10 protein-coding genes are annotated in these 11,327 nt (G+C 60.7%); 3 read left to right on the forward strand and 7 right to left on the reverse strand.

Annotation, left to right across the window (positions count from 1 at the left end):
• Positions 1-42: 42 nt before the first annotated feature.
• Complete coding sequence (locus K5H97_RS11840) at positions 43-357, forward strand: DUF6555 family protein (protein ID WP_028689333.1); 315 nt, start codon at positions 43-45, stop codon at positions 355-357.
• Here the strand turns inward: K5H97_RS11840 and K5H97_RS11845 are convergent.
• The 5 genes from K5H97_RS11845 to K5H97_RS11865 all read right to left on the reverse strand — a co-directional run bounded on the left by K5H97_RS11845 (position 323) and on the right by K5H97_RS11865 (position 7,435).
• Positions 323-1,573 carry a zinc-dependent alcohol dehydrogenase gene (locus K5H97_RS11845; RefSeq protein ID WP_051555629.1) on the reverse strand — a complete coding sequence of 417 codons (1,251 nt, stop codon included), beginning with the start codon at positions 1,571-1,573 and terminating at the stop codon, positions 323-325. The genes K5H97_RS11840 and K5H97_RS11845 overlap by 35 nt on opposite strands.
• A 255-nt stretch (positions 1,574-1,828) precedes the next feature.
• Positions 1,829-4,027, reverse strand: coding sequence for a xanthine dehydrogenase family protein molybdopterin-binding subunit (locus K5H97_RS11850; protein ID WP_028689334.1), 2,199 nt, complete (start codon positions 4,025-4,027; stop codon positions 1,829-1,831).
• Positions 4,024-5,025: an FAD binding domain-containing protein gene (locus K5H97_RS11855; RefSeq protein WP_028689335.1), complete on the reverse strand. Its 1,002-nt coding sequence runs from the start codon at positions 5,023-5,025 to the stop codon at positions 4,024-4,026. Before K5H97_RS11855 ends, K5H97_RS11850 begins: the two co-directional genes overlap by 4 nt.
• Positions 5,022-5,549 (reverse strand): (2Fe-2S)-binding protein, encoded by a 528-nt coding sequence (locus tag K5H97_RS11860; protein WP_028689336.1) that lies wholly within the window; start codon positions 5,547-5,549, stop codon positions 5,022-5,024. The genes K5H97_RS11855 and K5H97_RS11860 overlap by 4 nt, the downstream gene beginning before the upstream one ends.
• Positions 5,550-5,647: 98 nt before the next feature.
• Complete coding sequence (locus tag K5H97_RS11865; protein WP_028689337.1) at positions 5,648-7,435, reverse strand: thiamine pyrophosphate-requiring protein; 1,788 nt, start codon at positions 7,433-7,435, stop codon at positions 5,648-5,650.
• Between the two features lie 148 nt (positions 7,436-7,583).
• On the opposite strand from K5H97_RS11865, the gene K5H97_RS11870 reads away from it, so the two are divergent.
• Positions 7,584-8,108 (forward strand): cupin domain-containing protein, encoded by a 525-nt coding sequence (locus K5H97_RS11870; protein WP_028689338.1) that lies wholly within the window; start codon positions 7,584-7,586, stop codon positions 8,106-8,108.
• A 409-nt stretch (positions 8,109-8,517) separates the two neighbouring features.
• On the opposite strand, the gene acuI is transcribed toward K5H97_RS11870, so the two are convergent.
• Entirely contained in the window at positions 8,518-9,501 is a 984-nt protein-coding gene (gene acuI, locus K5H97_RS11875; RefSeq protein WP_028689339.1) for an acrylyl-CoA reductase (NADPH), read from the reverse strand.
• Positions 9,502-9,548: 47 nt separating this feature from the next.
• Entirely contained in the window at positions 9,549-10,181 is a 633-nt protein-coding gene (gene acuR / locus K5H97_RS11880) for an acrylate utilization transcriptional regulator AcuR (protein ID WP_169740497.1), read from the reverse strand.
• Between the two features lie 80 nt (positions 10,182-10,261).
• Between acuR and gcvA the strand changes: the two genes are divergently transcribed.
• Positions 10,262-11,191: a transcriptional regulator GcvA gene (gene gcvA, locus K5H97_RS11885; protein WP_028689341.1), complete on the forward strand. Its 930-nt coding sequence runs from the start codon at positions 10,262-10,264 to the stop codon at positions 11,189-11,191.
• Positions 11,192-11,327: the final 136 nt, after the last annotated feature.

An 11,327-nucleotide genomic window follows, 5' to 3' on the forward strand; every position in this document is an offset into this window, starting at 1 on the left:
AATCCGATGGAATTATCTCTTCCAGGAGTCACTCAATAGCGTATGAACCAGGGAGCGGATCTTGTGCCAGCACTTCAATTGTACGTAATCGAGTATGACCTTCACGGTGACCATCGGACGTTCATCATCCGCCTGGAGAAAATGGACAACGCCGTGGCTTGGCACTGGGCCAGTTGCGATGCCGGCGTTGGCATCATCCCAAGATTCAGTCAGCAGAAAATCAAGTTGGTCAGTCGACCGATGGCCGAGCGCTACGGCATCGCCAAGGTGAAGTGGCGGCTCGCTGGCGATGGCCCTGAATTCGTGGCGCCACCTATCGACGTCAAAAAGTTTTCGGGCGTTGCTGGAGGTAGTTGAAGCCCAGCGCCCGATCCATCTGCCCAGGGCCCAGGGTGCCCGCTGCAGCGCCTGGCACGAGGATGACCTTGCGACAGTCATCCTGCTTCTGATCGAACAACTTGTAGCCCATGGCTGCTTCTTCGAGGGCCAGGCGGTGAGTGACGATCAATTCCGGTTGTAGACGTCCTGCTTCGATGTGTTCCAGCAGTTCGGGCAGGTATTTCTGGACATGGGTCTGGCCCATCTTGAAGGTAAGGCCCTTGTCGAACGCGTCGCCGAACATGAATGCGTGAATGAAGCCCGCGTACACACCGGGGACACTCACGACGCCGCCACGCCGCACGGCTGCAATGCTCTGGCGCAATGCTTTGCCACTGCTGCCTTCAATCTTCAGGGCCGTCATCACCGTTTCGGCAGTGCTGCCCTTGGCCTCGAAACCGACCGCGTCGATCACCGCATCGACCCCGCGCATGCCGGGTGTCTGACGAATGATGCTGTCGGCTGGATCGTCGTCCTGCTCGAAATTGATCGGTATGACGCCGTAAGCCTCGCGGGCGTAGGCCAAGCGGTAATCATTGTCATCGACCATGAAGATGGTCTGAGCGCCGAGCATTCGCGCGCAGGCTGCGCTCAGCAAGCCCACTGGCCCGGCGCCGTAGACTGCCAACGTTGAACCCGGGCCAATCTCGGCATTGATGACCGCCTGCCAAGCGGTGGGCAGAATGTCCGAGAGGAACAGCACCTTGTCATCGGCCAGGTTTGTGGGCACTTTGAACGGGCCGACGTTATCCTTGGGTACCCTCACGTAATCCGCTTGGCCACCAGGGATTCCGCCATAGAGATGACTGTACCCGAACAGCGCGGCGCCCGGTGGAATGCCTTTCTTGTTGATGATCGAGCCACGACCTGTGTTGGTGGTTTCGCAGGCAGCGAACAGATCACGCTGACAGAAAAAGCAGTGGCCGCAAGCGATCACGAAGGGAATCACAACCCGATCGCCGATCTGGAGATTGTTGACGGCACGCCCTGTGTCTTCGATGATGCCCATGAATTCATGGCCAAAGATATCGCCCGCTTCGGTTTCTGGAATTTTTCCTCGGTAGAGGTGCAGGTCGGAACCGCAAATGGCCGTAGCGGTGACCCTGAGGATGATGTCGTCTTCTTGCTCGATGATGGGATCAGGGACGTTATCGACTCTGACGTCGTTTGCTCCGTGGTAGGTCAGTGCTCTCATGAAAGTCAGCTCCTGCAGCCGCGTGTTTGCGTTATCGGTATGCAGGGGAAGCCATGGCGGACAGTAAAGTTCAGACCAACAAGTCTGGCGGTACTGATTTGCTGCAGCCCCGAAAATTGGCGGAACCATTCAGATCATGCTGGTATCTGAGCAATCATCGTCGTACCGAGGAGCGTGAGGTGCTGGTGCGGACGATCCTGCCGACCTGGCTGCTGCTGACCGCAAAGCGGGTGGGGGGACTTGGCCCCCGCCCGATCAGAGCACTTTGTCGAGCGTGATCGGAAACTCCCTCACACGCTTGCCTGTGGCATGGTAGACCGCGTTGGCCACCGCAGCGGCCACCCCGACGACGCCGATTTCGCCCACGCCCTTGGACCCCAGTTCGTTGACAATATCATCGTGCTCTTCAACGAAGATCACTTCGATATCCCCACAGTCTGCATTGACCGGAATGTGGTACTCCGCCAGGTTGTGATTGACGATGCGGCCTAGCCGATGGTCGGTCAACGCTGCTTCGTGCAGGGCCATGCCCACCCCCCACACCACGCCACCCAGGATCTGACTGCGCGCGGTTTTCGGGTTGACCACCCGTCCTGCGGCCACAGCGCTGACCACCCGGGAGACCTTGATCGTGCCAAGCTCTTCGTCGACGTGGACTTCCACGAATACCGCCGAATGGGTGGCGGTGGAGAATGGTTGGCGCCTGGCGCCGGGCTCGGCGTCGATCTGCACTTCGAACGCACCGGCGGGTGCGCTGGCGACGATGTCCGCCAATGCCAGGCGATGGCTGCCAGCGTGCAGATAGCCGTCGGCGAAAGCGATCTGCTGCCCGGCAGTGCTGGCCACCTGGGGGTGCATGTTGCGCGCGTGTGCCAGCACCTTGGCGCGCAGTACCTGGCAGGCCTGGCGCACGGCCGAGCCCACCGACGACACCGTGAATGATCCACCCTGAAGCGGTGCGGTGGGGAGTGAAGAGTCACCCAGCACGAAGGTGACATCCTGCACCCTGACGCCAGCTGCCTCGGCGGCGATCTGGGTCATGACGGTATAAGTGCCGGTCCCGATATCGGTGGTGGCACTGCTGACGGTGAGATGGCCCTGGGCATCGATGCGCGCCCTGGCGCTGGCCTTCATCTGCATGGCTTCCCAGACGCCGCCGGCCATCCCCCAGCCGACCAGCTGGTTGCCATTGCGCATGCTGCGCGGTTGGGGAGTGCGGTTATGCCAGCCAAAACGTTCGGCACCTTGCTGGTAGCACGCCAGCAGTTCCTTGCTGGAGTAAGGCTTGCCCTCGTTGGCGTTGTTGGCGGCGAAATTGCGCCGGCGCAGATCTACCGGGTCGACCTGCACTGCACAGGCGAGCTCATCCATGGCGCATTCCAGCGCAATCATCCCGGACGCAGCCCCAGGTGCCCGCATGTCCAGCGGGGTGTACACATCGAGCGAGGCCAGGCGATAGCTGAGCGCAACGTTGTCGCATTGGTAAAGCATGCCACTCCATTCCACCAGGTGCTCGGTGAAGTCCTCGAAGCGGGAGGTCTGGCCAAGCGCATCATGAGCGATCGCCAGCAAGCGCCCGTTTGCGTCTGCACCCAGGCGCAAGCGTTGCTCGGTGCGGGGCCGGTAGCCAAAGGTGAACATCTGCTGGCGTGTCAGGGTCACGCGCACCGAGCGCTTCAGGTGCAACGCCGCCATCACTGCCAGCGGCAACTGGTACTGCGGGCGCAAACCCGAGCCGAAGGCGCCGCCGACGAATGCCGCGCGCACACGGATGTTTGCCTTGGGCAGGCCGAACACCTTGTGCAGGTAGTCCTGGCAGTTCTGCGTACCTTGGGTCTTGTCGTGGATTTCCAGGGTGCCGTCGGCCTTGTAGTGCACGGTCGACGCATGGGGCTCCATCGGGTTGTGGTGCTCGTTTGCCGTCAGGTAGGTGGCATCCACCTGCACCGGCGCCCTGGCAAACTGCCCGGCGAAGTCGCCACGCGGCGCTGGCGTTTCGGCGGGTGCCGCATGCGATTGTTGGCAGGCGCCCAGGTCTGTCTGGTGAGCCTGCTCGGCATAGTCGATTGTGATCAGCGAGCCTGCATAGCGGGCCAGTTCCAGGGTTTCGGCGATCACCAGCGCCAACGGTTGCCCACTGTACAGCACTCGATCATTGAACAAAGGCCGAAACGGTGAGCCCTCGGCAGTGTCGGCATCGCTGTAGTCGTTGTCATAACTGGATATAGGCGGGCGATGGCCATGGTCGAGCACGGCGATTACCCCGGGCACGCGCATGGCCTGCGTACTGTCGATGTCGAGTACCCGGCCGCGGGCAATGGTACTGGACACGACGCTGCCGTGCAGCAGGCCCGCCTCGGGGTATTCGCCCGCATAGCGGGCCTGCCCGGTGACCTTCGCCACACCGTCCACGCGGTCCAGGGGTGTGCCGACAACGGGTGTGCTTGTGATCATGGTCGTGCCCCCCTGACAGCGGCACCGCGCGCCGCGTCATCCAATGCCCGTACGATGGCTCGCTGGGCGAGGGTCACCTTGAAACCGTTGTGGCTCAGGGGTTGTGCACCTTGCAGCAACGTTTGCGCGGCGCGGGTGAAGAGCGCTTCAGATGGCACCTGGCCAGCCAGCATGCACTCCACAACCGGGTCCCGCCAGGGTTTGTGGGCAACGCCGCCCAGCGCAAGGCGCGCCTGCCGGATCACTTCGCCATCGAAATTCAAGGCGGCAGCGACGGACACCAGCGCGAACGCGTAGGAGGCGCGGTCGCGTATTTTCAGATATCGAAAATGATGTTCGAACATCGGGGGCGGCAGCTCGATGCCAGTTACCAGCTCAGCGACTGCCAGTTGATTGTCGCGTTCGGGCGTGCCCCCGGGCAGACGATGGAAATCCGCAAAGGGTATCTCCCGTTTACCCGACTGCCCTGCTACATGCACCACGGCTTCAAGCGCTGCCAATGCCACGCACATGTCCGAGGGATGGGTCGCGACACAGGCATCGCTGGCACCGAGAATGGCATGGATGCGGTTCGACCCTTTACGCGCAGAGCATCCGCTGCCGGGCTCACGTTTGTTGCAGGGGGTGCCGGTGTCGTAGAAGTAGTAGCACCGGGTACGTTGCAGCAAGTTGCCACCGGTGCTGGCCATGTTCCTCAACTGCGGTGACGCCCCGGCCAGGATCGCGTCCGACAGCAGTGGATAATGCTGCTCGATCATCGGGTGCCAGGCCAGCTCGGCATTGCTCACCAGAGCACCGATCAGTACACCGCCGTTCGAGGTGGGATGGATACCGTTCAGCTCAAGGCCGGTGATATCGATGAGCCGCTCGGGACGAACGACGTTTTCCTTCATCAGGTCGACAAGGTTGGTGCCCCCGGCGATGAAATGCGAGCGTGTGTCAGCCAAGCTCACCGCTTCGCGGACTGATGCGGGCTTGCAGTAGTTGAAGGGCATCATGAATTTGGCCCTCGTTGCGGCTGGGCTGCGCCTCTTATCAACGGCAGCGCTTCCTCCACCGCTGCGACGATGTTGCCGTAGGCACCACAACGGCAAAGGTTGCCGCTCATCTGCTCGCGGATGGCCTCGCGGGTGTCGGCACGTCCTTCGTGCACAAGCCCGACCGCAGAGCAGATCTGCCCCGGGGTGCAGTAGCCGCACTGGAACGCATCGTGCGTAATGAAGGCGCGCTGCATCGGGTGCAGGGCGTCACCGTTGGCCAGCCCTTCGATGGTCACCAACTCGGCCCCGTCACACATGATGGCCAAGGTCAGGCAGGCATTGACGCGCTTGCCGTCGCGCAGCACCGTGCAGGCAACGCACTGACCATGATCGCAACCTTTCTTGGTGCCGATCAGGTCCAATTGCTCACGCAGCAGGTCGAGCAAGGTGACCCAGGGATGCACCTGCAGTGTTCGGGGCTGACCATTGAGGGTCAGACAGATGGGGTGCTCTGCAGCCCCGTTGGAAGCGATCGCGCTCATGGTAGGTCCTCACGGTCAGGGTTCGCGCAGTCGGCTGCGTCTCAGTTGTGCGACCGGGCCGGCCGAATAAACGTTCAGCCGGCTCGCCGAGGTGTCGCTCATTTCTTGCCAGGCAGCACCGAGCCGAGCACCTGCTTGGCTGTCTGCACGATGATGCCCGCCTGGTCGGGGTCGCCCTTGAGCAAGGTACCGGCAAACTTCTTCGCCTGTTCCAGCGTGATGTGGGGAGGCAGGGGCGGCACGTTCGGGTCGGTCTTGAACTCGATCAGTACGGGTCGATCAGCCGCCAGGGCGCGCTCCCACGCAGCGGCAACGTCCTCTTCGCGATCTACGTAGATACCTTGCAGGCCAATGGACATGGCAAACACATGGTAGGGCACGTCAGGGATTGTCTGCGACGCTTCGAACTTGGGGTCCCCCTCCATGACCCGTTGCTCCCAAGTCACCTGGTTGAGGTCCTCATTGTTGAACACGGCACAGATCCATTGAGGGTTGTCCCACTGCTGCCAGTATTTGGCCACGGTGATCAATTCGGCGAGGTTGTTCATCTGCATCGCCCCATCGCCCACCAGGGCAATTACGGTCCGTTGCGGGTGGGCGAACTTGGCTGCAATCGCATAAGGCACGGCTGCGCCCATGCAAGCCAGGCCGCCAGACAGCGAACACTGCATCCCGTGGCGAATCTGCAGGTCGCGGGCAAACCAGTTGGCGCAGGAGCCGGAGTCGCTGGTGATGATGGCGTGGTCGGGCAGGCGAGGAGACAGTTCATGGACCACGCGTTGCGGGTTGATCGGGTCAGCCTTGACCAGCGCGCGTTTGGCCACGGTCCTGTCCCACCGTGCACGCCAGGTCTCTACCTTGTCGCGCCAGCGCCGGTCGGTCTTGTGCTCGAGCAACGGCAGCAGTGCGCGCAATGTTTCGCTGGCATCGCCGATCAGGTTGACCTCCATCGGGTAGCGCAGGCTGAGCATGTCGGGTTGCAGGTCGATCTGCACGCCACGCGCCTGGCCTTCCTTGGGTAAAAACTCGGAATAGGGAAAGCCGGAGCCGATCATCAGCAAGGTGTCGCATTCGGTCATCAGCTGATAGCTGGGTTCGGTGCCGAGCAGGCCTATCGATCCGGTGACCCACGGCAGCTCATCCGGCAGCACAGCCTTGCCCAACAGCGCTTTGGCAACCCCGGCACCCAGTTTTTCGGCGATTGAAATGACCTGGTCTGTCGCCTGCAGTGCGCCGGCACCCACCAGTATCGCCACCTTGTGCCCAGCGTTTAATACATCGGCGGCGCGCTGCAGGTCTTCGTCGAACGGCAACACGCGGGGCTTGCTGTAGCCGATGCCGGAATGCACGGTACCGTGGGCACTCGGTGGTTCGTTGTAAGGTAGGTCCTGCAGGTCGTTGGGCAGGATGATGGTGGTGACGCGGCGTTCGCCGACGGCCGTACGCACTGCACGGTCAAGCAGGTGGCGCACTTGCTCCGGTGTCGATGCCTGCTGGACGAACGCACCGGCGACGTCCTTGAACATCGACAGCAGGTCCAGCTCCTGCTGGTAGTGCCCGCCCAGTGCCGCGCGGGCCTGTTGACCCACGATGGCCAGTACCGGCTGGTGATCCATGCGTGCATCGTACAGGCCGGTAAGCAGGTGCGAGGCGCCCGGGCCGGAGGTGGCGATGCACACGCCGAGCTCGCCGGTGAACTTGGCATGGGCGCTGGCCATGAAGGCGGCCATTTCCTCATGGCGGGCCTGGATGAATTGAATCTTGCCGTTGGCCCGACTCAGCGCGCCGAACACACCATTGATGCCGTCGCCGGGGTAACCGAAGATGCGCCGTACGCCCCATTGATACAAACGCTCCACCAGAAAGTCGCCTACCGTGCCGGTCATTGCCTGCTCCCGTTCTGTTATCGATAGGCGTCTGGAGTTGGCACGTGGCAGGAAAGTTTCATCGGTCTGTGTAGCGCTCTGCCGGCCGGAACCTGGCAACAGCCGAAGGGCTCGAAGGTAAACCAATCACTCGATCAGGAAGCGCATCATGACGCGCATGAATACGCAAGATGCCAGCGTGCAGGCCTTGTTTTTCGAAGACGACGGCGCGACGCCGAATAGCCGTTTTCCGGTACTGCTCTACCGGCTGAAACTCGATCGGGCAGGGGATACTGCCAGCGCCTTCGAGGCCCTGTTTGCGGCTCACGAATGGACCCCGCTCTGGCGCGACGGGATCTTCGATTATCACCACTTTCATCCTAACGCCCACGAGGCACTCGGGATTGCCGGTGGGCGGGCCCGATTGACGCTTGGCGGGGAATGCGGGCAAAGCGTGAGCGTGGAGCGGGGGGATGTGCTGGTGCTGCCAGCAGGCACGGGCCATCGCTGCATCGAGTGCAGTGATGATTTCCTGGTGGTGGGCGCCTATCCTCACGGGCAGGAAGATTACGACATCCAACGGCCCGATAGTGCGGCGCACCAGCGTGCCTTGGAGCGCATCGCCAAGGTGCCGCAGCCTGAGCAGGATCCGGTCAGTGGCTTGCATGGCGCGTTGAAGACACGCTGGCGATGAGGCTGCACATAATTTCTATGTGTTTGAGTGTTTCTGGTGCTTGGCTGGGACTCGGTCACAGGCTATCGGGATCCCCGAAGGCACAGGGCATCAGGGCAGTGCAGAGTGCTTGATAGCGTGCATTGAAAGCCCGCAGGGCGAGAGGTCTATGGCGGCAACACGTCCCCGTTACAGCAGCGCGGTAGTCAAGGTTACAGGTTAGGCTGATGGACAGATGCAATGACAGTGGGGGCGTCAACCTGATTGCGTTTACGGCGTGGGCTGCCTGGAGGGCTTACGGATGATGGCACGCTGGCGTTGGGTCGCTGTTACGGGGTCTTCGGAAATGATAGATGCCGGTCAAGTGAGCACAGCTGAGCAGCCCTCGATCAGTAATAAAGAGGACTGCTCTGAAGACATTTGCAAACGCCTATCCGTTTACGTCCACAATCAAGCGACCCCGGATCTTTCCATTTATCAAGTCTGAGGCTGACGCGATCACGCTTTGCAGGCCGATTTCTTTTGTCATGAGCGATAATGCGCCCAGGTTCAGCTGAGTCGAGAGTCTCTCCCACGCTTGCACTCGTCGCTCATAAGGCTGAGTCACGCTATTGATGCCGAGCAGGCTTACCCCTCTGAGAATGAACGGTGCGACGGTGGCCGGAAAATCCATACCTTGAGCCAATCCGCAGGCAGCTACCAAACCTTCGGACATTGTGCCTGCGCACGCATTGACCAGCGTATGGCTGCCGACCGAGTCCACGACGGCCGCCCATTTCTCTTTCGCCAACGGACGCCCCGGAGCCGACAGTTCGGCGCGGTCGATGATAGTTGTCGCACCCAGGCTTTTCAGGTACTCGTGCTCACTGGATTTGCCTGTGGCGGCGGTTACGGTATACCCCGCACCTGCCAGAAGGCTGATGGCGAAACTGCCCACGCCGCCGGTGGCGCCGGTAACCAGCACTGGCCCGTGGGAGGGTTTCAGCCCGTGGCGTTCCAATGCCATCAGGCACAGCATGGCGGTGTAACCGGCTGTGCCAATGGCCATCGATTGGCGCTCATTCAGCCCCTGGGGATGGGGGATGAGCCAGTCGGCGTTCAACCGAGCCTTTTGTGCAAGGCCTCCCCAATGGCCCTCGCCAACGCCCCAGCCATTGAGTAGCACGCGATCGCCAGGCTGGTAGCGAGGATCGTCACTCGTCTCGACAGTACCCGCGAGGTCGATGCCAGGGACCATCGGAAACTGACGTACAACCGGCCCCTTACCGGTGATTGCCAGCGCATCTTTGTAGTTCAAGGTGCTGTAGGCCACCTTGACCGTCACGTTTGCGGGTGGGAGTTGATCCTCCCGCAGCTCGGTGACGCGGGCGGTGTGTTGGTCATCTTGCTTCTCGATCAGAATGGCATTGAACATGGTGCGCCCTTATTTAGACCGGTTGTCTTTAAATCATCCGAAAGGAATCAGTGGGTGATTCCGTTCAGAAAACCTTGATAGAAAATGTCCAGCGGACGGACATTCTGCGTAAGCCGTGCACGAAGCACGGCACCCTCCCAACCTACCCAAAAGTAGGCTGCGAGTGCCTTGCAATCATGTCCGCAAGGCACTTCTCCCAGATTGACTGCTTGTTCCAGGCAGGCTGCCAAGCGCTGCTCCCAATCCTGCAGGGTCAGTTCCAGCTGTTCGCGGAAGCTGTCGGGGAGCACCAGTACCTCTTGGCCAAGGTTGCCTACCAGGCAGCCTCTTCTAAACTGATACCGGGCCATCCCCGCTTTCGCCTCCTCGACGAAGTTGGACAGCCGTTGCAAGGGCGATGCGCTCAAATCACCGAAGTTGCGCTCGAGCTTTTGAGCGAAATAGTCGGCATAGCGTTGCAGTACGGCTTGGCCAAATGCTTCTTTACTGTCGAAGTAGTGATAAAACGAACCCTTGGGCACCTGCACGCGCTTGAGCACGGCCTCGATGCCGGTGGCGGCGAAGCCTTGTTCGGTGAGGATTTCCATACCGCAACGCAATAGCATTTCGAGGGTTTCGCCATGCTCACGTGCGACTTTGGGGGGGCGGCCTCGACGAGGTGCAGGTTTGGAGATAGTCATGCGTTGTAATTTAGACTGATCGTCTCTAATGTCAACCTCCGAGCGATTCGATCCCCGAGCAGCCGAGTGTTGGATGCGTCATGAAAAAGCGTTTACCGCCCTTGAACTGGCTTCGAGCATTTGAGGTTTCTGCCCGGATGCTCAATTTCACCCACGCCGCTGAAGAGCTCAACCTCACGCAAGCGGCGATCAGCCAGCAGGTTAAAGCGTTGGAGTCCCAGCTGGGCGTTGCGTTGTTCAAGCGTCTGCCACGTGGACTTGAGCTTACCGAGGTGGGTAAATCGTATTTTCCAGTGGTCAGAGAGTCGGTTGAACGCCTGGCTGCATCGACCGACGAAATCTTTGGGCAAGGCCATCGCAGCGCACTCATTTTGCGTAGCAGTCTGGTTTTTTTTACCCACTGGATAGCCCCGCGCTTACCTCGATTTCAAGCAAGCCATCCAGACATACCCATTCGCATTGCCAGCAACATCTGGGTGGATGAAACAGCGTTCGATGCCGATCTCGAAATCCGCTACGGGCAGGGCCGCTGGCCCGGCATGAAGGCTGAACGATTGACCTGGGATACCCTGGTGCCGGTGTGTTCGCCTGCGCTGATCACGCAAGACCGCCCGCTGCAGCGCCCCAAGGACCTTGCCAGACACCCGTTGCTGCACGTGTTGGGTTATGAGGAGGGGTGGGGCTACTGGCTGAAGAAGAACCATGCGGAGAACGTTGATTCCTCGCAAGGGTTGCAGTTCGACACCCTTATCTCGGCATTGACGGTGGCGGAATTGGGGCAGGGTGTAGCCCTGGCGCGTTCCTCGTTGGTCAAGCACCTGTTGGATCAAGGCCGTCTCGTAGCCCCCCTCGGGCGCAGTGTGCCCACCAAGGAGGCGTTCTACCTAGTGTATGCCGCCCACAGCATGGTTAACCCTGACGCCGCGGCTTTTGCGCAGTGGCTGTGCGAGGAGGCACAGGCCTTCAGGGACGAGCACCGCTCGCTGGAGGAGGAAAACGCCAAGCGATAAGGAAATTTCCCCAGCAATAAAAAAAATGGCCCCTTAGGGCCATTTTTTATTGCTTTCGCGATGCCGTCGAATTTCTGAAAGTAGCTTCCACATCGCAAGCCCTTGGATGGATCAATCGTCCAGGTGACCGGTTGGT

Source organism: Pseudomonas mosselii (assembly GCF_019823065.1).
Classification (GTDB): Bacteria; Pseudomonadota; Gammaproteobacteria; order Pseudomonadales; family Pseudomonadaceae; genus Aquipseudomonas; species Aquipseudomonas mosselii.